Annotated in this window: 17 protein-coding genes; 14 read left to right on the forward strand and 3 right to left on the reverse strand. The window is 63.6% G+C overall.

The window, feature by feature from the left end:
* From JWR89_RS24085 to JWR89_RS24120, 8 genes are all read left to right on the forward strand, one after another.
* Positions 1–2213, forward strand: a 2213-nt coding sequence (locus JWR89_RS24085) for a circularly permuted type 2 ATP-grasp protein (RefSeq protein WP_299720718.1), incomplete at its 5' end; no start/stop codon positions are given.
* The gene (locus tag JWR89_RS24090; protein ID WP_299720719.1) at positions 2210–3088 is read left to right on the forward strand and encodes a transglutaminase family protein; all 879 of its coding nucleotides are present in this window, start codon (positions 2210–2212) and stop codon (positions 3086–3088) included. The genes JWR89_RS24085 and JWR89_RS24090, both read left to right, overlap by 4 nt.
* Complete coding sequence (locus tag JWR89_RS24095; protein ID WP_299720720.1) at positions 3085–4278, forward strand: NAD(P)/FAD-dependent oxidoreductase; 1194 nt, start codon at positions 3085–3087, stop codon at positions 4276–4278. The genes JWR89_RS24090 and JWR89_RS24095 overlap by 4 nt, the downstream gene beginning before the upstream one ends.
* 142 nt (positions 4279–4420) lie before the next feature.
* On the forward strand, positions 4421–5767 hold the full coding sequence (locus tag JWR89_RS24100; protein ID WP_299720721.1) for a globin-coupled sensor protein: 1347 nt from the start codon (positions 4421–4423) through the stop codon (positions 5765–5767).
* A 69-nt stretch (positions 5768–5836) separates the two neighbouring features.
* On the forward strand, positions 5837–7219 hold the full coding sequence (locus JWR89_RS24105; protein WP_299720722.1) for an ethanolamine ammonia-lyase subunit EutB: 1383 nt from the start codon (positions 5837–5839) through the stop codon (positions 7217–7219).
* A gap of 229 nt (positions 7220–7448) precedes the next feature.
* Positions 7449–9029 carry a DUF4070 domain-containing protein gene (locus JWR89_RS24110; protein WP_299720723.1) on the forward strand — a complete coding sequence of 527 codons (1581 nt, stop codon included), beginning with the start codon at positions 7449–7451 and terminating at the stop codon, positions 9027–9029.
* Between the two features lie 19 nt (positions 9030–9048).
* Positions 9049–9822, forward strand: a complete 774-nt coding sequence (gene eutC, locus JWR89_RS24115; RefSeq protein WP_299720724.1) for an ethanolamine ammonia-lyase subunit EutC — start codon at positions 9049–9051, stop codon at positions 9820–9822.
* Between the two features lie 337 nt (positions 9823–10159).
* Positions 10160–12529, forward strand: coding sequence for an MMPL family transporter (locus JWR89_RS24120; RefSeq protein WP_299720725.1), 2370 nt, complete (start codon positions 10160–10162; stop codon positions 12527–12529).
* Positions 12530–12565: 36 nt separating this feature from the next.
* Here the strand turns inward: JWR89_RS24120 and JWR89_RS24125 are convergent, their stop codons facing one another.
* Positions 12566–13063, reverse strand: a complete 498-nt coding sequence (locus JWR89_RS24125; protein ID WP_299720726.1) for a hypothetical protein — start codon at positions 13061–13063, stop codon at positions 12566–12568.
* Between the two features lie 445 nt (positions 13064–13508).
* Between JWR89_RS24125 and JWR89_RS24130 the strand changes: the two genes are divergently transcribed.
* From JWR89_RS24130 to JWR89_RS24155, 6 genes are all read left to right on the forward strand, one after another.
* Positions 13509–13742, forward strand: coding sequence for a hypothetical protein (locus JWR89_RS24130; RefSeq protein WP_299720727.1), 234 nt, complete (start codon positions 13509–13511; stop codon positions 13740–13742).
* A 207-nt stretch (positions 13743–13949) separates the two neighbouring features.
* Positions 13950–14828 (forward strand): squalene synthase HpnC, encoded by an 879-nt coding sequence (gene hpnC / locus JWR89_RS24135; RefSeq protein ID WP_299720728.1) that lies wholly within the window; start codon positions 13950–13952, stop codon positions 14826–14828.
* Entirely contained in the window at positions 14825–15667 is an 843-nt protein-coding gene (hpnD, locus tag JWR89_RS24140; protein ID WP_299720729.1) for a presqualene diphosphate synthase HpnD, read from the forward strand. Before hpnC ends, hpnD begins: the two co-directional genes overlap by 4 nt.
* Positions 15667–16923: a hydroxysqualene dehydroxylase HpnE gene (hpnE, locus tag JWR89_RS24145; protein ID WP_299720730.1), complete on the forward strand. Its 1257-nt coding sequence runs from the start codon at positions 15667–15669 to the stop codon at positions 16921–16923. The genes hpnD and hpnE overlap by 1 nt, the downstream gene beginning before the upstream one ends.
* Before the next feature lie 33 nt (positions 16924–16956).
* On the forward strand, positions 16957–18930 hold the full coding sequence (gene shc / locus JWR89_RS24150) for a squalene--hopene cyclase (protein ID WP_299720731.1): 1974 nt from the start codon (positions 16957–16959) through the stop codon (positions 18928–18930).
* A gap of 38 nt (positions 18931–18968) precedes the next feature.
* The gene (locus tag JWR89_RS24155) at positions 18969–19661 is read left to right on the forward strand and encodes a phosphorylase (protein WP_299720746.1); all 693 of its coding nucleotides are present in this window, start codon (positions 18969–18971) and stop codon (positions 19659–19661) included.
* Between the two features lie 137 nt (positions 19662–19798).
* Here the strand turns inward: JWR89_RS24155 and hpnH are convergent, their stop codons facing one another.
* Both hpnH and ispH read right to left on the reverse strand, forming a co-directional pair.
* Positions 19799–20959 carry an adenosyl-hopene transferase HpnH gene (hpnH, locus tag JWR89_RS24160; protein ID WP_299720732.1) on the reverse strand — a complete coding sequence of 387 codons (1161 nt, stop codon included), beginning with the start codon at positions 20957–20959 and terminating at the stop codon, positions 19799–19801.
* Between the two features lie 39 nt (positions 20960–20998).
* Complete coding sequence (gene ispH / locus JWR89_RS24165; protein ID WP_299720747.1) at positions 20999–21952, reverse strand: 4-hydroxy-3-methylbut-2-enyl diphosphate reductase; 954 nt, start codon at positions 21950–21952, stop codon at positions 20999–21001.
* Positions 21953–22320 lie beyond the last annotated feature (368 nt).

A 22320-nucleotide genomic window follows, 5' to 3' on the forward strand; every position in this document is an offset into this window, starting at 1 on the left:
TGATCGACGAGACCGAGTGGAAGCAGATCTCCGTCGCGATAACCCAGCGCGCGCAATTGCTCGAACGGGTGCTGGGCGATCTCTATGGCGACGGCAAGCTGGTCGCATCGGGCGCGGTGCCTGCTGCGGCGATTGCCGGCAGCCCGGAATATCTGCGCTCGGTGTGCGGCATCAAGCCGCCCGGCGGCAACTATCTGAATGTCTACGCCGCCGATCTCGGCCGCGGTCCTGACGGGCGCTGGTGGCTGCTGGGCGATCGTACCCAGGCGCCGTCCGGCATGGGCTACGCGCTGGAAAACCGCCTGGTGCTGTCGCGCGCCTTCACCGATCTCTACAAGTCGATGAACGTCGAGCGCGTCGCGCCGTTCTTCGAAGCGTTTCGCGATTCGCTGCGCGCCTCCGCCGATCGCGACGAGCCGCGGATCGGACTGCTGACGCCGGGGCCGTTCAGCGAGACCTATTTCGAACACGCCACGCTGGCGCGCTATCTCGGCTTCCTGCTGGTCGAAGGCGATGATCTCACGGTGTCCGGCGATCGCATTCACATCCGCACCGTGGCCGGCCTGAAACGGCTCGACGTGCTGCTGCGCCGCGTCGATTCCAACTCCCTGGATCCGCTCGAACTCGACGCCTCGTCGCAACTCGGCGTGCCCGGTTTGATCGACGTGCTCAGAAAAAACGGCGTCGTCGTCGCCAACATGCCGGGCACCGGGGTGATGGAAGCCCGCGCGTTGCTCGGCTTCCTGCCCAGCCTGTGCGAGCGGCTGCTCGGCGAAAAACTCAAGATGCCGCACATCGCCACCTGGTGGTGCGGCCAGAAGGATGCGCGCGAGGAAGTGCTGGATAGGCTCGATCATTTCGTCATCGAAGGCGCCTATGGCCCGACGGTGCCGGGCTTTCCCGGCGGGCCAGTGCTGCCGTCGCAATTGTCGCCCGCCGAGCGCGAGCGGCTGAAGAAGGCGATCTGCAACCGCGGCATCGATTTTGTCGGCCAGGAACAGGTCAAGCTCTCCACCACGCCGGTGTGGGACAATGGCCGGCTCGCGCCGCGCCCTTTCGTGCTGCGTGTGTTCGCCGCCGCCACGCCGGACGGCTGGACCGTGATGCCCGGCGGCTTCTGCCGCATCGCCGATCAGCCCGACGCCCGCGCGGTGTCGATGGGCGCCGGCGCGCGGGCGGCCGATGTGTGGGTCGTCGCCGACAAGGCGGTGCCGGCCACCACGCTGTTGCCGGCGGTCGAAACCGTTCGGATCCGTCGCATTGCCGGCTGGGTGCCGAGCCGCGCCGCCGACAACCTGTTCTGGCTCGGGCGCTATCTCGAACGTGCGGAGTCGACGCTGCGGCTGGTGCGCGCGCTCAGCGTGCCGCAACGCGATCCCGGCAAGGGCGGCGCGACGGCGCAGCAGTCGGTCGAACGCATCCAGCGGCTGCTCGTGACCTGGGGCGCGACCTCGCTGACTGCGCGCTCACAGCCGGCGAAAATCGCCGCGCAGGCGCTGCAGGGCGAGGACAAGTTCGGCTCAGCGCTGTCTCTGGTGCGCGCGGCGCAGCGCACCGCGACCTCGTTGCGCGAACGGCTGTCGCCGGACGCCTGGCAGGTGATCAACGAGATGACCGAGCGTCTCGCGCACGAGGTCGAGGACGACGACGGCGTCGTCAGCGCCGCCGAACTGACATTGCAGGAACTGGCGAGCTTCGCCGGACTGGCGCAGGAAAACATGAACCGCGCCGCCGGCTGGCGCTTCCTCGAAATGGGCCGCCGCGCCGAACGCGCCATCAACACCACGCGCTTTGCGCGGCAGTTCGCCTATGACGAAGCTTCGAGCGACGACCTCGACATCCTCTTGACGCTGGTGGATTGCCAGATCACCTATCGCTCGCGTTATCTGGTCGGACCGTTGCTGGCGCCGGTGCGCGACCTCGTGGTGCTCGATCCCTACAACCCGCGCTCGGTGGCGTTCCAGGTCTCGGCGCTGAACGATCACATCGCCAACCTGCCGACGCTGAAAGAGAACGGCCTGATGGAGCGCCCGCAACGGCTGGCCATTGCGCTGCAGTCATCCTTGACCACCGGCGAGGCCTCGGAGTTGCATACCAAGTCGCTGTTCGCGCTGGAGCAGGACCTGCTCGATCTCTCCGGTTCGATCGGCTCGCATTATTTTCCGCACGGCAGCAGCGCGACGCGGCCGGAAAAACTGACGGGGCTGGCGTGATCTACGATATTCGCCATGTCACGACCTACACTTACGAGAGCGCGGTGAGCTTCGCGCGCTGCTCGCTGCGGCTTGAGCCCGTGAGCAGCCCGGGCCAGCAACTGGTGTCGCACAGTGTCGAGATCAGGCCGAGCCCGGCGAGCCGCACGACGCGGACGGACTTCTTCGGGACACCGACCGAAAGCGTGCTGATCGAGAATCCGCACCGCCTGCTGCGCATCGACAGCAAATCGCGCGTCTATGTGGAGCGCAGCGCACCCGGCCGTGGCGACGACAGCCCGGCGTGGGAGAGCGTCCGCGAGGCCTCGTTCGATTCCAGCGATCTCAGTTCGGCGTCGCCGATCGGCTACGTCTTTGCGAGTCCGCTGGTGCCGATCCTCGATTCCGTCACGGCCTACGCGGCGACGAGTTTTTCCGACGGCCGCGGCATTCTCGAAGGCGCCGTCGACCTGATGCATCGCATCCGCACCGAGTTCAAATACGATCCGAAGGCCACGGTGATCTCGACGCCGCTTCAGGAAGTCCTGGAAAAACGTCACGGCGTCTGCCAGGACTTTGCCCACATCATGATTTCCGGCATGCGCGGGCTCGGGCTTCCGGCTGCCTATGTCAGCGGTTATCTGCGCACCATTCCGCCGCCCGGCAAGGCGCGTTTGCAGGGCGCCGACGCGACCCATGCCTGGGTCTCCGTCTGGTGCGGCAAGCGACTGGGCTGGATCGGCTTCGATCCCACCAACGATATTCTCGTGGAGAACGACCATATCATCCTCGCCGTCGGTCGCGACTTTTCCGATGTCTCGCCGGTGGACGGCGTGATCGTCGGTTCGCGCAAGCAGAAGCTGGCGGTCGCCGTCGATGTATTGCTGGTCGAATGAGCGTCCGCCCGCATAACAGCTATGACGTCATCATTCTCGGCGCAGGTGCGGCCGGCCTGATGTGCGCCGGCGTCGCCGGCCAGCGCGGCCGTTCGGTGCTGCTGCTCGAGCAGGCGAGGGCGCCCGGCGAGAAAATTCGCATCTCCGGCGGCGGGCGCTGCAACTTCACCAACCTGCACACCACGCCGGCGAATTTCCTGTCGGAGAATCCGCAGTTCTGCAAATCGGCGCTGAAGAGCTTCACGCAGCAGGACTTCATCGCGCTGGTCGATAAATATCGCATCGACTATCACGAGAAGACCCGCGGGCAATTGTTCTGCGACGGTTCCTCGCAGCAGATCATCGACATGCTGCTGGCGGAAACCCGTAAGGGCGACGCGCAGATGCGGCTAGGCGTCAGCATCCTCAGCGTGAACAAAAACGAATCCGGTTTCGTCGTCGCCACCGACCAGGGCGAGTATCGCGGCCAGTCGCTGGTGGTCGCCACCGGCGGGCCGTCGATCCCGAAAATGGGCGCCAGCGCGTTCGGCTACAAGACCGCGCAGCATTTCGGACTGAAGATGGTCGCGCCGCGCGCCGGCCTGGTGCCGTTGACCTTCGATGTCGGCATGCTCGCGCAGTTCAAGGATCTCGCCGGCCTCGCCGTCGATGTTGCAGTCAGCGTCGGCAAGACGAAGTTCGAGGAGGCGCTGCTGTTCACCCATCGCGGCCTGAGCGGGCCCGCGGTGCTGCAGATCTCGTCCTATTGGCGTGATGGCCAGGACGTCGTCATCGACATGGCGCCGGATGTCGATGTGCTCGCCGGCCTGAAACAGGCGCGCCGCGAACGTCCGCGCCAGGAACTCGCGACCGTCCTGACCGAACTGCTGCCGAAGCGGCTGGCCCACATGGCGGCTGACCGCGTCGCCGGCCCGCCGCGGCTGGCGGATTTTTCCGACAAGGTGCTGGCGACGGCGGTCGCCGCCGTGAAGGAATGGCGGGTCCGTCCGAACGGCACCGAAGGCTACCGCACGGCCGAAGTTACGCTGGGCGGCGTCGATACCACCGAACTGTCATCGAAGACATTTGAAGCGAAATCGGTGCCGGGGCTGTATTTCATCGGCGAAGTCGTCGATGTCACCGGCCATCTCGGCGGCTTCAATTTCCAGTGGGCGTGGTCGTCGGGCGTGGCGGCGGGACGTTTTGCATAATCCGTCGCAGCGCCAATCAGGGATTTGTTGCATCCGCTGCGACGTTGAGAGGTAAGATCGTAGGCTTAGGATGTTGCGCCAGGTCAATGTGCGGTATCCCATCGCGTGTTAGAATCGCTCAGGTCTCGCACTGGGGGTTTTTATGACTAACGCGAATATTTCTGAACGATTGAAGTTCAATCTGATTGATCAAGAAGCCGTTGCGACTCTGCGTGCCGGAAAATCGTTCGTGCTGGGCGAACTGCCGCAGATCATGGATCAATTTTACAGCCACATCTCCAAATTTGCAGAGACCAACGCGTTCTTCAAAAGCCGCGATCAGATGATGCATGCCAAGAAGATGCAGATCCAGCATTGGACGGTGATCCTCGACGGGCGTTTCGATGACACCTATCAGGCGTCGGTCACGAAGATCGGCCAGGTGCACAACAAGCTAGGCCTGGAGCCGCGCTGGTACATCGGCGGCTACAACGCCTTGGTTTCCGGGCTGGTCGAAGCGGTCGCGCATCGGATGCCGTTCGGCCGATTCGATTTCAGTGCAAAGAAGAAGCGTGCCGAGTTGCAGACGGCCATCATCAAGGTGGCGCTGCTCGACATGGATCTAGCGATCTCGGTCTATATTGAAGAAGGCCGCCGCGATCGCCGTGCGACGCTGGACAAACTGGCCGCAGATTTCGAGAGGACCGTCGGCGGCGTGGTCCGAATCGTCGCTTCGGCTTCCAATGAACTGCAGACTGCGGCGCAGAACATGACGGCGTCGGCATGCAGCTCCGTGTCCCAATCGCAGATCGTCGATAAGGCCGCCCGCGACGCAACGCAGGGTGTTCAGTCTGTCGCCGTGGCCACCGAGCAACTCACCAGTTCCATCAGCGAGATATCCCGACAGGTCAACGAGTCTTCGCGGATCGCCGGCAATGCCGTGCGGGACGCCGACGAGACCGCGGTGAAAATGAACCGCTTGGCCGAGGGCGCTCAGAAAATCGGAACGGTGGTCGAGTTGATCAACAACATTGCCGCGCAGACCAACCTTCTGGCCCTTAATGCCACCATCGAGGCGGCACGTGCTGGCGAGGCCGGCCGCGGCTTTGCGGTGGTGGCGCAGGAGGTCAAGTCGCTGGCCGAACAAACCGCCAAAGCAACCGCTGAGATTGCCGAGCAGATTGGCGACATCCAGAGCTCGACTACCGAATCTGTGGCGGCGATCGGTACCATCACCAAGGTTATCAATTCGCTCAACGAGATCGCGACGGCAATTTCCGCCGCGGTCGAGGAGCAAGGGGCGGCGACCAACGAGATCTCCCGCAGCGTCCAGGAGGTTGCCAGGGGCACCGGCGAAGTGTCCTCCAATATCTCCGGCATTACGGCGTCCGCGGGCGAAACCGGGGCCGCAGCGGCCCAGGTGCTGTCGTCGGCGTCGGAACTGTCGCGTCAGTCAGAGCAACTGCGAAACGAAGTCGATAAATTCCTCGCCACGGTCAAGGCTGCGTAACCGTCGCTTCGGTGCTAGCCTGGTCCAAAGCAGGGCGCAGAATCGTTCGGCGCCGGCTTTGGGGCTGTCATGATCTATCGCCACGCCATTGGAACGCAAACCCACGTCTTTGCCGACCTGCGCGACCTCATGGCCAAGGCGACGCCGCCGCGCTCCGGCGACCGGTTGGCGGGTCTCGCCGCCGAGACCGCCGAGCAGATGATTGCCGCACGGATGGCGCTGGCCGACGTGCCGCTGAAGCAATTTTTGTCGGAAACCGTGATTCCCTATGAGGATGACGAAGTCACCCGCCTGATCGTCGATAGCCATGATGCCGCGGCCTTCGCCACCATCTCGTCGCTCACCGTCGGCGGCTTCCGCGACTGGCTGCTGTCCGATGCCGCCACGCCGGCCGTGCTGCACGAACTCGCCTCGGGCATCACGCCGGAAATGGCCGCCGCGGTGTCGAAGCTGATGCGCAATCAGGACCTGATCCTGGTGGCCAAGAAGTGCGAGATCATCACGCGCTTCCGCAACACCATCGGGCTGCGCGGCCGCATGAGCGTACGGCTGCAGCCCAACCATCCGTTCGACGACGTCAGGGGCATCACTGCCTCGGTGCTCGACGGGCTGATGCTCGGCGCCGGCGACGCCTGCATCGGCATCAACCCGGCGAGCGACGATCCCGCCGTGCTGGGCGGGCTGGTGCGGCTGCTCGACGAGGTGATCACCAAACTGCAGATTCCCACGCAAAGCTGCGTGCTGACCCATGTCACCACCACCCTCGACCTGATCAACCAGGGATTTCCGGTCGATCTCGTATTCCAGTCGATCGCCGGCACCGAGGAAGCCAACCGCAGCTTCGGCATCGATCTCGTGATCTTGGAGGAGGCCTATGAAGCCGGGTTGTCGCTGAAGCGGGGGACGGTCGGCAAGAACGTGATGTATTTCGAAACCGGCCAGGGTTCTGCGCTGTCGGCCAATGCCCACCATGGCGTCGATCAGCAGACGGTGGAGGCGCGGGCCTATGGGGTCGCGCGGGCCTTTGCGCCGCTGCTGGTCAACAGCGTGGTCGGTTTCATCGGCCCGGAATATCTCTACGACGGCAAGGAAATCATCCGCGCCGGGCTGGAGGATCACTTCTGCGGCAAACTGCTCGGCCTGCCGCTCGGCGTGGACGTCTGTTACACCAACCACGCCGAGGCCGACCAGGACGACATGGACAACCTGCTGACGCTGCTGGCTGCGGCCGGCGTCAATTTCATCATGGGCGTGCCGGGCGCCGACGACGTGATGCTGAACTACCAGTCCACCTCGTTTCACGACGCGCTGTATGTCCGCGACCTGTTCGGCCTGAAGCGGGCGCCGGAATTTGACGACTGGCTGCTGCGAGCGGGGCTGGCCGGGCCGGATTTCCGGGTTAAAGCTCACGACGGCTGGCTGCCGGAGCTGGCATCGCGCCTGATCGCCTGACGCAAGCCCCGTGTCACATGGTGATGACGACCGACATGTTATGGTCGAGGGCCGTTCACGTGATCGTCACCGTCGCCACAATCTTGAAGAATTTGTAGCCCAGCCTTGAACGCCATGATTAGATTGCGTGTCACATCAAGGGAGTGGAACCGCTTTATCGCCAGCACGTTAGCCCGAGCGTCGAGATTCACCCACACGGGTCTTCCGGCGAATCCACAGAGGAAAATTGATGAGAGCTGAGGGCAGGCAGACGGCACGGCGCATCTTGTGCGTGTTTCCGCGATACACGTCTTCGTTTGGCACGTTCGAATACGCCTATCCTCTCACCGACGGCGTGCAGGCCTTCATGCCGCCGCAAGGGTTGCTGCTGATCGCGGCGTACATGCCGGCGGACTGGGAAGTGCGTTTCATCGACGAGAATATCCGCGCCGCCACGGCGGAAGATTTCCTGTGGGCCGAGGCCGTGTTCGTTAGCGGCATGCACATCCAGCGCACCCAGATGAACGACATCTGCCACCGCGCCCACGCCTACGACCTGGCGGTGGCGATCGGCGGTCCGTCGGTCAGTTCGTGCCCGGAATACTATCCCGCGTTCGACTATCTGCACTGCGGCGAACTCGGCGACGCCACCGACCGGCTGATCGACATTTTGGCCGCGAATACGGCGCGGCCGGAGCGGCAGGTGGTGCTGAAGACCGCCGATCGTCTCGACATGACCAAGTTTCCGATTCCCGCCTATGAGCTGGCGGAAATTCCGCGCTATTTCCTGGGCTCGATCCAGTATTCCTCAGGCTGTCCGTATCAGTGCGAGTTCTGCGACATCCCCGGCCTGTACGGCCGCAATCCGCGCCTGAAGTCGCCGGAGCAGATCACCGCCGAACTCGACAAGCTGCTCGAATGCGGCATCATGGGCTCGGTGTATTTCGTCGATGACAATTTCATCGGTAACCGCAAGGCCGCGCTCGACCTGCTGCCGCATCTGGTGGAATGGCAGAAGAAGACCGGCTACGTGCTGCGGCTGTCCTGCGAGGCTACGCTGAACATCGCCAAGCGCCCGGAAATCCTGGCCTTGATGCGCGATTCGCTGTTCGGCACGATCTTCTGCGGCATCGAGACCCCCGATCCCGTCGCGCTCAAGGCGATGAAAAAGGACCACAACATGGTCCTGCCGATCATGGAGTCGATCGAGGTGCTGAACTCGTTCGGCATGGAGGTGGTGTCCGGGATTATTCTGGGCCTCGACACCGACAGGCCGGAGACCGGGCAGGCGCTGCTCGATTTCGTCGATGCGTCGAAGATCCCGCTGCTCACGATCAACCTGCTACAGGCGCTGCCGCAGACGCCGCTGTGGGACCGCCTGAAGAAGGCCGACCGTCTCAACGAGGAGGAGGGCCGCGATTCCAACGTCGATTTCCTGCTGCCCTACGACGACGTGGTGCGATCGTGGCGGGCCTGCATGGGCAGTGCCTACCAGCCGCAAAAACTGCTCGACCGCTACGAGTACCAGATTACGCACACCTATCCGAACCGCATCATGCCGCGGACCAAGGAGCAGATGTCCTGGAAGAACATCCGGATGGGCCTGATCATGCTGCGCAACATCTTCTGGAAGGTCGGCGTGCTCGGCGATTACAAGGCCGCATTCTGGAAGTTCGCGCTGCGCCGCCTGATGCGCGGCGAGATCGAATATCTGATCTCGTCGATCATGGTCGCGCAGCACCTGATCATGTTCTCGCGCGACGCCTCGCAGGGCACCACCAGCGCGTCGTACTATTCGATGAAGATGCCGGACGCCGTTCCGGCGGAATAGCGCGGGCAAAGGCGCCGTCATGACCGACCATAACGACATGACGGCGCCGCGCCGATCCATAGCCGAATTGCGCGCGCTGACGCCGGCGCGCGTCGGGCTCGGCCGCAGCGGCGCCAGCCTGACCACGGGAGCGTTGCTAGATTTCACCCTCGACCATGCCCGGGCGCGGGACGCCGTGCATTCGCCGTTCGACGCAGCGCTGGTCGCGGCCGGACTTGCAGGACTTGGGCTGGAAACCATCGTGGTATCGAGTCAGGCACATGATCGAAGCGAATATCTGAAACGGCCCGATCTCGGCCGCAAGCTCGATCCCGAATCGCAACATCTGCTGGCGCGTGCGGACGTCGCCCCGTGCGACGTTGCCATCGTGATTGGCGACGGCCTGTCGCCCGCCGCGGTCAATGCCCATGCCGCCGACCTCGTCCAGGCGCTGCTGCCGAAACTCGCAGGTCTCACCATCGGTCCTGCCGTGATCGCCTGCGGCGCACGGGTGGCGCTCGGCGACGAGATCGGCGCGCTGCTGCAGGCGCGAATGACCATCCTGTTGATCGGCGAACGGCCCGGCCTGTCCGCGCCGCACAGCCTCGGCGCCTACATCACCGCCGATCCGAAGCCGGGCCTGACCGACGCCGACCGCAACTGCGTCTCCAACATTCAGGCTGCCGGGCTCAGCTATGAGGAGGGCGCCGTCAAGATCGCCTGGCTGGCGCGCGAGGGCCTGTCCCGCGGGATCACTGGCGTGGCGCTGAAGGACGAGAGCGGGTTGAAGCCGGCAGTCATTGCTCCGCTTTAGGGTTCGTCATTGCGAGGAGCCCTTGCGACGAAGCAATCCAGTTCTTCTACGTATGCGGCTTTCTGGATTGCTTCGCTCAGCGAAATTCGCCTTCGGCGATTTTCGCTGGCTCGCAATGACGGCTGCGAGGGCACTGTTCCCAGCGGATTTATGGCGCCAAAGCAGCCTGTACCCGGCACCCCCGGCTTGCGAGGGGTCATACAGACCTGTTAAACATACCCGCCAAATTTACTGCATGTTTTCAAGGGTTAGTGCTGTTCGGTCCGGCCGATTCCAGCCTCATTGATGCCCCGGATGCTTGCTAGGCGACGATGCCTTCGACAGGACTGGATAGCTGATGCACGATATCAATTCGCACGACGCCGACCTCAGGAAATTGGGGAAACGGCCCGTCAGCATCGCGTTCGGTCTGGAGCGTATCGGCCTGATCGCCGTCAAGGCGCCGGTAGTGTCGTGCCTGATCCTGCTGGCGCTGGTGATCGCCGCGATCTTCGGCATCCAGCGCATCAAGATCGACGATTCCCTCAGCCAGCTGTTCCGCTCAAATTCCAAGGAATACCGCCAGTACGAGGAGGTCACCAAACGCTTCCCGTCGAGCGAGTTCGACGTGCTGGTGGTGGTCGAAGGCAAGACGCTGCTGGAACGCCAGAACCTCGAAAAGGTCCGCGACCTCGTCACCGACCTGCAACTGGTGGATGGCGTGCGCGGCCTGATCTCGCTGTTTTCGGCGCGCCAGGCGCCGGCGCCCGGCAAGTTGCCGGCGGCGTTGTTTCCCTCCGAACTGCCGGAAGGCGCGGCCTATGACAGCTTCATCCAGACGGTAAAGAGCAACGAGATCATCCGCGGCAAGCTTCTGTCCGACGACGGCACGCTGGCGCTGATCGTGCTGTCGCTCGATCCCGCCGTGGTCAGCAACAACAAGCTGACCAAGGCGGTCGGCGATATCCGCAAGATCATGAACGACGATCTCGCCGACTCCAACCTGACCAAGCAGTTGTCCGGCGTGCCGGTGATGCAGCTCGAGATCCGCAACGCGGTGGAAAGGGACGGGCTGATCTACAACGTGGCGGGCATTCTCGCCGGCTGCCTGATCGCGATCATCTTCTTCCGCAAGGTCTCGTTCATGATCGTCGCGGCGTTTCCGCCGCTGCTGGCGATCCTGTTGGCGCTCGGCGCGCTCGGCTGGGCCGGCTTCAGCCTCAACATGTTCCTCAACGTGATGACGCCGCTGATCATGGTGATCAGCTTCTCGGACTCGATGCAGCTCACCTTCGCCGCGCGCGACCGGCTGATCGCCGGGGAGGACAAGTACTCGGCATTCAAGAATGCCGTCCTGGTTGTCGGCCCGGCCTGCGTGCTGACTCACGCGACCGCGGGCATTTCGTTCCTGGCGCTGCAGTTCTCCGACTCCGACCTGATCCGCGCCTTCGGCGAGGCCGGTCTCGCTGCGACCGCCATTGCGCTAGTTGCGGTGTTGTCGCTGGTACCGGTGTTCGGCGTGCTGCTGGTGCGCAACGAGAAGGCATTCTCCGCCAAATTCCAGGCGGCCGACTCCGGCGTCACCGCGCTGCGCGCGTTCTGCTACTGGATCGCCGTGCGCATGGTCGGCCGTCCCGGGCTGTTCAGCCTGATCTCTGTCATTCTCGTCGGCGGCCTTGCGGTGGTCTACGCCAACCTGGAGCCGCGCTATCGTCTGGCCGATCAGGTGCCGGACAAGGAGCAGGCGGTGGCCGCCTCGGGTCGCCTTGACGCCAAGCTGACCGGTGCCAATCCGATCGACGTGCTGATCGAATTCCCCAAGGGGCAGGACCTGTATTCGCCGGAAACGCTCGCGACTATCGCCGACGTGCATTCGCTGGTCGAGAAGTCGGCCGGCGTCGGCAATGTCTGGTCGCTGGAGACGCTGCGCCGCTGGCTCGCCGAGAAGGCGGGCAGTAACGACGTCGCGACGCTGAAGGAATATGTCAGCGTGATCCCCGAACATCTGGTGCGCCGCTTCATATCGGCCGACCAGATGGCGGTGGTGGTGTCCGGTCGCGTGCCGGATCTCGATTCCAGCGCGATCCTGCCGGTGGTCGACAAGCTCGATGGCCTGCTCAACGAAGTCCGCACCAAGCATCCCGGCTATGAAATCGCGGTGACCGGCCTGTCGGCCATCGCTGCGCGTAACTCCGCCGGCATGATCGAAAAGCTCAACCACGGCCTGACCATCGAATTCGGCCTGGTGGCGATCTTCATCGGCCTCGCCTTCCGCTCCTGGGTGGTGATGTTGGCCTGCATTCTGCCGGGCATCTTTCCGGTGGTGCTGTCAGGCTTCGTGCTGTGGCTGCTCGGCGAGGGCCTGCAATTCGCCAGCGTGGTCGCGCTGACGGTGTCGTTCGGCCTCGGCCTCAGCGCCACCATTCACTTCCTCAACCGCCTGCGGCTGGAAGATACGCCGGGCACCGATCCCGCCATCGCGGTGGAACGCGCCACGGTGCTGGTCGGTCCGGCGCTGATCCTGACCACGGTGGTGCTGGCCTGCGGTCTCGTCGTGACCGTATTCTCCGACCTGCCGTCGCTGCGGCTGTTCGGATGGCTCAGCGCCTTCGCCATGGTGGCGGCGCTGTTCGCCGATCTGTTCATCCTGCGCCCGACCGCGATGTGGCTGATCAACCTGCAGCAGAAGATCAGCGGCAGCTCGGTGCTGGCCAAGCCGGCTGAGTAGGGCTCGTTGCCCCGGGGAAACGAGGACGCAAGGCTCTCAGCCCCTGACCATGCTGATCTGCACGGCGCGGATTTCGCCCTTGGAATTGATCGACACCGACTGCTTGTTGCCGCGGGTCGTCAGGGAGATGGTGGCGGCGAAGCCGGCGGCTTCGACGAAGACGTCGATCTGGCCGCCCCCGGCGCGGCCGTTCAGGTTGCCGTAAATGCCGCGGCTGGCTTCGCTCCAGCTACCGGAGACGTTGTTGCCATTGCTGGTGACGTTGCTGCTGAGATCGAATTTGTAGCTGTCGCTGGCGCAGCGCAGCGTCTGCGCCAGGGCATTGCTGCCATCCACCTTGTAGGTGGCGCGGCAACGGATGCGCTCGGACGAGCCGTCCGACAGCGAGACCGTTCCGGTGCCGTTCCACGAGCCGTCAAATCCCGCGAACGGGCCGGATTGGGCGTGGCTGGCGGATACCGAAAGCATCAAAATTGCGCCCACGCCGGCGGCTTTGATCGCGTGACCCAATACATTCGCACCGAGCAAATTCATGTGACTTTTCCCGCAAATGGCGCCGTTAGATCGGTGCGCCGCATCGAAGTTTAAGTGTCGCTGCATGACTTTAGGTTCATCAGAATTAAGCATCTCCCGGCGGATTTGAAGTACCCCGCAACCGGCGCCGGCCAGTAAAGTTCCATGATCACCCGGCGGCCCTTCGAAGCAATGCGAATTCGGCGGGGGCAGGTGCACTGACCGGCATAGCTATTTAAAATCAGCATCTTCCCGGAACGCTTTGAGCTCTCGGGGATTTTCCGACTGGCGCGATCTGGCCGAATATGGGTGCTCTTGAAGCCGGTGAATTGCTGTGTCTGGTTTGCATCCCTCGACGCTAATCCGCTGAATACCCTCAAGATAACGGCTGATCGGCGATGCGAACGTTTCTGTTTATGCTATGCAGCATCCGGGCTGAACTCTGTCACCACACTGAAGGAAGACAATGCGTAAATTTTTCTTGGTACTGTCCGTGCTCTCCGTTTCGGCCTCCACGGGCGCGTTGGCCCAGCAGCGCGGCGGCACCGATGCGGAGCAGAAGGCCTGCACCCGCGACGTTCAGAAGTTTTGCCGGCCGCTGATGGACCAGGGCGATCTCGTCATCCTGTCCTGCCTCAAGGAAAATCGCCCCAAGCTGTCGAAGCCCTGCAACGAAGTGCTGGTCAGCCACGGTCAGTAAGCTTCGTCCGAAGCAATACGGATTGCCCGTTGGGGTGCGCCAAACGGCGATCCGGCCTGATTTGGCCGGACCGATAAATCGACATATTGGCATTGGTTTAGCGCGAGGATTTCCCCTATATGGGGGCTCGCGACCGACCCGCCGCCGGTATTCCGGCACATGGCGAGGTTCGGACCCATATGTTCCAACCCAACGTAGCCAGTCCTGATGACCCCTGCGAGCGACTTGCGATCTGGCAAGACCCACAAGGACGAGAACTTCCCGGTTGCGTCGTGGGTCATTCACCCACGCCACCGGGCGTTGATCCTTGCCTTCTATAATTTCGTCCGTACCGCCGACGACATCGCCGACCATGCCTCGCTGGATGACGCCGCGAAACTTGCACTGCTCGACGAGCTGGAGGCCGATCTGCTGGGGCAGGGCAACGGCCAGCCCGAGGCGGTGGCGCTGCGTTCCGCGCTCGCCGCGCGCGCGATGCCGCCGCGCCATGCGCTCGATGTGCTCACCGCGTTCCGCATGGACGTCACCAAGCGGCGCTATGCGGACTGGGACGAACTCATCCATTACTGTTCATTCTCCGCGATGCCGGTGGGACGCTTCATGCTTGACGTGCACGGCGAGAGCCAAGCCACCTGGCCGGCCTCGGACGCACTCTGCGCGGCGCTGCAGATCAACAACCACCTGCAGGATTGCGGCGACGACTACCGCGCCCTCGACCGCGTCTACATCCCCAGCGAAACGCTGGCGCGGCACGGCGCCTCCATCGAGGACATCAAACTGTCCACGTCCACGCCTGCGCTGCGCGCCTGTTTCCGCGAGTTGGCTGCCAAAACCGAGACGCTGATGGTCGAAAGTGAATCCCTGGTGGGCCATGTCGCCGACGTCCGGCTCGGCTGCGAGATTTCGGTGATCCAGACCTTTTCCTGGCAGATCCTCAAGCTGTTGAAAGCCCGCGATCCACTCAGTGAAAACGTGCATCTGTCGAAGCCGGCAATGGCTGGCTTTGCACTGGTCGGCCTGGCCGGCGGCCTGTGGCGTCGTGCCACCGGCAGCGCGCCGCTGTCCCGTTCGACGCCGGGCGCATGAACCAGATGAACACCGAACCGCACACCAGCGAGGCTCAGGGCATCGCAGTCGGCAGCTCGTTCTACGCGGCGATGCGGATCCTGCCGCGCGCCCAGCGCGACGCCATGTTCCAGATCTATAGCTTCTGCCGCCAAGTCGATGACATCGCCGATTCCGACGGCCCGCGTGACGTCAGGCTCGCCGCGTTGCAGCAGTGGCGCGTGGACATCGACGCGCTCTATGCCGGCCATCCGCCGGCGCGGGTGCGCGACTATGTGGCGCCGATCGCGCAGTTCGGCATGCGCCGCGAGGATTTCATCGCCGTTATCGATGGCATGGAAATGGATGTGCCCGCCGACATCCGCGCGCCCGACGACGCGACGCTTGATCTGTATTGCGATCGCGTCGCCAGCGCCGTGGGCCGGCTGTCAGTAAAAGTGTTCGGCCTGCCGGACGACGACGGCATCCTGCTGGCGCATCATCTCGGCCGCGCGCTGCAGCTCACCAACATCCTGCGCGATATCGACGAAGACGCCGGCATCGGCCGTCTCTATCTGCCGCGCGAAATGCTGTTTCATGCCGGCATCACCTCCAGCGATCCGGACGTGGTGATCGCCAGCCCGGCGCTGCCGAAGGTCTGCGCGCCGCTGGTGCTGCGGGCGCGGGCGCATTTCAAGAAGTCCGACGAGATCATGAAGCGCAACAAGCGTCGCAACGTGCGCGCGCCGCGCATCATGTCGAAATACTACGGCAGGATTCTCGAACTGCTGGTCAAGCGCGGCTTTGCGCTGCCGCGCGATCCGGTTCGTCTCGGCAAGGCGTCGAAGATGGCCATCCTGCTGCGATACGCGATCATCTGATGCAGAACACAGCCCACATCATCGGTGCCGGAATTTCCGGCCTCGCCGCCGCGGTACGGCTCGCCAATGCCGGTTTCCAGGTCCACGTCCACGAGGCCACGCAGCAGGCCGGCGGCCGCTGCAGGTCCTATTTCGACGCGCAGACTCAACTGGTCATCGACAACGGCAACCATCTGCTGCTGTCCGGCAATCGCCACGCGATCGCCTACGCCAAATCGATCGGCACCGAAGCCGGCCTCGTCGGTCCGGCGCGCGCGCAGTTTCCGTTCGTTGATATCAAGACCGGCAAGCGCTGGCAGCTCGATCTCGGCAACGGCCGCATTCCGACCTGGCTGTTCGACAAGAATCGCCGCGTCCCCGACACGTCCGTCAGCGACTACCTCGCGCTGGCGCCGCTGATCTGGTCGTCGCCCAACCGGCTGGTCGGCGATGCCATCCCCTGCGAGGGCGTACTCTACGACCGGCTGGTGCAGCCGCTGCTGCTGGCCGCTCTCAACGTCGATCCGCCGGAAGGCTCCGCGGGCCTCGCCGGCGCGATCGTGCGCGAGACTCTGCTCGCCGGCGGCCATGCCTGCCGCCCGCTGATCGCGCGCGACGGCCTCAGCGCCGTGCTGGTCGAGCCCGCCATCGAGCTGTTGCGCGCGAAGGGCGCCGGCATTCATTTCGGCCACGAACTGCGCAGCTACACCATGGCCGGCGATCGCGTCGGCACGCTGCACTTCGGCGCCGAGGACACCATTGCGCTTGGCGCGGAAGACGTAGTGGTGATGGCGGTGCCGCCGCGCGCGGCCACGTCGATGCTGCCCGGCCTGAAAGCACCGACGAAATTCCGTGCCATCGTCAATGCGCATTTTCGTTTCGATCCGCCTGCGGGTTTGCCCGACCTGACGGGCGTGGTCGGCGGTTTGATCGAATGGCTGTTTGCGTTTCCGCAGCGACTCTCGATCACCATCAGCGGCGCCGATCGCCTGATCGACGTGCCGCGCGAACAATTGGCGCAGCAGATCTGGGACGACATTTGCAAAGTCGCTGATATCACTGCCGAGTTGCCGCCGTGGCAGATCGTGCGCGAACGCCGCGCCACCTTCGAGGCTACGCCGGGACAGAACGCGCTGCGGCCTGGCCCGGTCACCAAGTTCAAGAACCTGTTCCTGGCCGGCGACTGGACGGATACCGGATTGCCCGCCACCATCGAAGGCTCGGTGCGCTCCGGCGACCGCGCCGCGGATCTCGTGCTGGCGATGCGGCCGGCGTGACGGCGAGATGTTTTTGACGACGAGTACATCAACATGTCCAACGCGACGCTACTAGACACTGCCGAGGCCACCGTCGACAAAGCGGCGCTCGAAAAGAGCATCGGCTCGGCGCGCAACAGCTTGCTCGGATTCCGGCAGTCGGACGGCCACTGGGTGTTCGAACTTGAGGCCGATGGCACCATTCCGTCCGAATATGTCCTGCTGCGGCACTACCTCGGCGAGCCCGTCGATGCGGTGTTGGAAGGCAAGATCACCGCCTATCTGCTGCGCACCCAGGGCAGCCATGGCGGCTGGGCGCTGGTCCAGGATGGTGCGTTCGACATGAGCGCCAGCGTGAAGGCGTATTTTGCGCTGAAGATGATGGGCGCCTCTGTCGATGCTCCGCACATGGTGCGCGCCCGCGAGGCGATCCGCTCGCGCGGTGGCGCCATCCACAGCAACGTCTTCACGCGGTTCATGCTGTCGATGTTTGGCGTGCTGACCTGGAACAGCGTGCCGGTGCTGCCGGTCGAGATCATGCTGCTGCCGCTGTGGTTTCCGTTCCATCTCAACAAGATGTCGTATTGGGCGCGCACCACCATCGTGCCACTGATGGTACTGGCGGCGCTCAAGCCGCGCGCGCAGAATCCAAGCGGCGTCGGCATCGACGAACTGTTCCTGCAGGATCCGCGCAGCATCGGCCGCACCGCCCGCGCGCCGCATCAGAGCCGCGCGATGTTTGCGTTCTTCACCGGCATCGACATGCTGCTGCGCGTCGCCGAGCCGTATTTTCCGAAGCGCCTGCGGGCGCACGCGATCGCCAAGGCGGTGGCCTTTGTCGAGGAGCGCCTGAACGGCGAAGATGGTCTCGGCGCGATCTATCCGCCAATGGCCAATACCGTGATGATGTACGAGGTGCTCGGGTTTCCCGCCGACTACCCGCCGCGCGCGATCACCCGCCGGGGAATCGACAAGCTTCTGGTGATCGGCGAGGTCGAAGCCTACTGCCAGCCTTGCGTGTCGCCGGTGTGGGACACCGCGCTGACGGCGCATGCGCTGCTCGAGACCGGCGGCGACGAGGCGTTCGGTCCGGCCAAGCAGGGGCTGGACTGGCTGCTGACCAAGCAGGTGCTGGACGTCAAGGGCGACTGGGCGGTGAAGCGGCCCGACCTGCGGCCCGGCGGCTGGGCGTTCCAATACAACAACGCGTACTATCCCGATCTCGACGACACCGCGGTGGTGGTGATGGCGATGGACCGGGCGCGGCGCCAGACCGGCGGCAAGGAATACGACGTCGCCATCGACCGCGGCCGCGAGTGGATCGAGGGCATGCAAAGCCGCGACGGCGGCTTCGCGGCGTTCGACGTCGATAATCTCGAATATTACCTCAACAACATCCCGTTCTCGGACCACGGTGCGCTGCTCGATCCGCCGACCGAGGATGTCACGGCGCGCTGTGTGTCGATGCTGGCGCAGCTTGGCGAGACCATCCAGACCAGCAAGCCGATGGCCGACGGCGTCGAATACCTGCGCCGCACTCAGCTTGCCGAAGGCTCCTGGTACGGCCGCTGGGGCCTGAATTACATCTACGGCACATGGTCGGTGCTCTGCGCCCTCAACGCCGCCGGGATCGATCACCAGGACCCGATGATGCGCAAGGCCGTGGCCTGGCTGGAATCGGTGCAGAATGCCGACGGCGGCTGGGGCGAGGATGCGGTCAGCTACCGACTCGATTACAAGGGTTATCAGGCAGCTCCCACCACGGCCTCGCAAACGGCATGGGCCTTGCTTGCCTTGATGGCGGCGGGCGAGGTCGATAATCCCGCTGTCGCTCGCGGAATGCGGTACCTGATGGACACACAGACCGAAAAAGGGTTGTGGGATGAGGCCCGTTACACGGCCACCGGCTTTCCCCGGGTGTTTTATTTGCGTTATCATGGCTATGCGAAGTTCTTCCCGCTCTGGGCGATGGCCCGGTTCCGCAATTTGAAGAGCACGAACAGCAAGACGGTAGGGGTCGGGATGTGATTTTGGGGGCTGGTGGGATTGAGACCGTGGGCGCTTCGATGGACCCGCGGCCGGTACTGATCGTGACCGGATTGGTTCAGGAAGCAAAGATTGCCGCCGGACCCGGAATGACCGTCATCTGCAGCTCCAGCGATCCCGCGCAACTGCGCGTGCTGCTGGCCAGCTTCGATCCCTCTACCATCCGCGGCGTCGTCAGCTTCGGCGTCGCCGGCGGCCTCGATCCCCAGTTGAAATCAGGCGACGTCGTGGTCGCCACCGAAGTGATGTCCGGCGACACCTGCTGGCGGGCTGCCGAAGCCCTGAGCGAAGAGCTGATCGCCGGCGCGGGCGTCGGGCGCCGCCAGGTGTTTCGCGGCGGCATCGCCGGCGTGGAGAAGGTCGTCACCGGGCAAGTCGGCAAGGCCGCGCTGCGCTCCGGGACGGGTGCTGCCGCCGTCGATATGGAAAGCCACATCGCCGCTGCGTTTGCTGCCGAGGCCGGCCTTCCGTTCGCCGCGCTGCGCGTGGTCAGCGATCCGGCCAGCCGTGCGCTGCCGGAACTGGCAACCTCCGCCATCAAGCCGAACGGCGATATCGATTTGCGCAAGGTGATGCGCGGCATCGCCCGCAATCCGCTGGTGATCCGCGCGTTGGTGTCCACCGGCCGCGACTTCAACCGCGCGCTGCGCAGCCTGCGCGACTGCCGCAGCTTCTTTCTCGGCCAGACCAGCATCGTCGCCGCGGAAGTCTGAGTCGGAGCCGGCGAGCTCCCGTTTCTCACAACACACGACGTTCTTGTCCCGGACGCCGGGGCAAATTCTGAGGGCGCCATCTAATAAAAAAGGGCGCGACTTGCATCGCGCCCTTTCGCATTCGTATCCGACGCAGCTTAGGCCGCGGTCGAGGCCTTCTGTGCCAGCTTGGCCTTGGCGGCTTCGGCTTCGTCCTTGCGGATGTCGGACAGGCGCTTCTGGACTTCCGCCGAGAAGATGTACTGAGCCGGGCGCTGCTGGGTGAGGTCGATTTCCGGCGCCATCGGACCGGTCGTCTTGACGCCGCGCATCGCGACCCACATCGCCTTGAACGGGTTGCTGATCGCGGCATCCGCCGCAGTCGGCTCGTAACCGCAATGCGCCATGCAGTCGGCGCACTTCTCGTACTTGCCGGTGCCGTAGGTCTCCCAATCGGTGGTGTCCATCAACTCCTTGAAGGTCTTGGTGTAGCCTTCCCCGAGCAGGTAGCAGGGCTTCTGCCAGCCGAAGATGTTGCGCGCCGGCATGCCCCACGGCTTGCACTCGTATTCCTGGTTGCCGGCGAGGAAGTCCAGGAACAGGCCGGAATGCATGATGTTCCACTTCTTGCCCTTGCCGAGGGCGAAGACGTCGCGGAACAGCTTCTTGGTCTTGGTGCGGTTCAGGAAGTGCTCCTGATCGGGCGCGCGCTCATAGGCATAGCCGGGCGACATCGAGACACCGACGCCGAGCTCCACGGTGTAATCCAGGAACTTGGCGATGTCCTCGGCGGCATGGCCGTCGAAGATCGTCGCGTTGACGTTGACGGCAAAGCCCTTGGCCTTGGCAGCCTTGATGGCGGAGATGGCGCGGTCGAACACGCCTTCCTGCGACACCGCTTTGTCGTGGTGCTCCTTGAGGCCGTCGAGATGCACCGAGAAGAACAGGTAGGGCGACGGGGTGAACAGATCGAGCTTCTTCTCCAGCAGCAGCGCGTTGGTGCAGAGTGAGACGAACTTCTTGCGCTCGACCAGGCCGCGCACGATCTCGCCGATCTCCTTGTGGATCAGCGGCTCGCCGCCGGGGATCGCCACCATCGGCGCGCCGCACTCGTCGGCCGCATCCCAGCACTCCTGCGCCGACATGCGGCGGTTGAGGATGGCGTTGGGGTAATCGATCTTGCCGCAGCCGACGCAGGCCAGGTTGCAGCGAAACAGCGGTTCCAGCATGAGCACCAGCGGATAACGCTTCCGGCCCAGCAGCTTCTGCTTCACCAGGTATCCGCCGATCTTCATCTCTTTAAAAAACGGAATTGCCATTTCAAGTTTCTTTCTGCGTATTGTCGTCAAGAAGTTGGATCAAACCGCGGACAGTTCTGTCAGTTCGGCGGGTAGCCTGAATTCAATATTCTCTTCGCGCCCGGGCAAAACCGAAACCGCAACCGGTCCGATCCGCCGCAAGGCCTCAATGACGTCGTCAACGAGCACTTCCGGCGCGGATGCACCAGCCGTGACCCCGACCGCTCTGGCATCCTTCAGCCATTCCGGATTTAGCTCGCTGCCGTCGGCGATCAGGTAACTGGGAACACCGACCTCGGTGCCGATCTCGCGCAACCTATTGGAGTTCGAACTGTTGGTCGCTCCGACCACCAGGATGACATCCACGAGCTTGCTCATGTCTCTTACCGCAGATTGGCGGTTTTGTGTCGCATAGCAGATATCCCGGATGTCCGGACCCTGAATATCGTTAAATCGCCGTTCCAGGGCCAGAATGATGTCCCGTGTGTCATCCACGCTCAGGGTCGTCTGGGTGATGTAGGCGACCGGTACGTCGGCGGACAGGGTCAGCCGGGCCACATCGGCCACGTTCTGGACCAGATGCACCGGTCCCGGCACCTGTCCCATGGTACCGACCACCTCGGGATGGCCGGCGTGGCCGATCAGGATCAGGGTGCGGCCCCGGGCCATGTAGCGCTTGCCCTGGTTATGCACCTTGGTGACCAGCGGGCAGGTGGCGTTGAGCACCGGCAGGCCGCGGCCGGCGGCCTCGTCCTCGATGATTTTGGCGACGCCATGGGCGCTGAAGACCGTGATGGCATCGGGCGGCACTTCGGAAAGTTCCTCGACGAAAATCGCGCCCTTGGCTTTCAGGGTTTCGACAACGTACTTGTTGTGCACGATCTCGTGCCGCACATAGACCGGCGCGCCGTATTTATCGAGCGCGCGCTCAACGATCTCGATGGCGCGGACCACGCCGGCGCAGAAGCCGCGCGGCTGGGCCAGAAGCACTTCCAGGGGACGCTGACTAGGCACGGTGCACTGAGTCCTGTTCAATAAGTCCTCTACGATTCCGACTAGTCATTAAATCTGTACCATTGTCAGGGACATATCCAGCCCGCTGCGGTATTTGGCCGGTTCTGTGTGACAAAAATCACTCAGTGTGCAATCAAGCGCGTATGAGCGCTTTGCGACGTGGAATGCCAAGGTCAATACAATTTACGGTATATTGAAACTGGGCCAAACAACGCCGAGAAACCTCACCTGTTCGTCACTTTAACGCCCCTCGAACCACGTATATCAGGCTCTACGGAGCATGTTTTATGCCATTTCTTCGCAGTTTTGAAGAAGACATGATTCGACTGAAATAGAATGGGTGGGGAACCACCGTCTTCGCGCGCCCC

The organism is Tardiphaga sp., from assembly GCF_028290785.1.
In the GTDB taxonomy this organism is placed as follows: Bacteria; Pseudomonadota; Alphaproteobacteria; order Rhizobiales; family Xanthobacteraceae; genus Tardiphaga.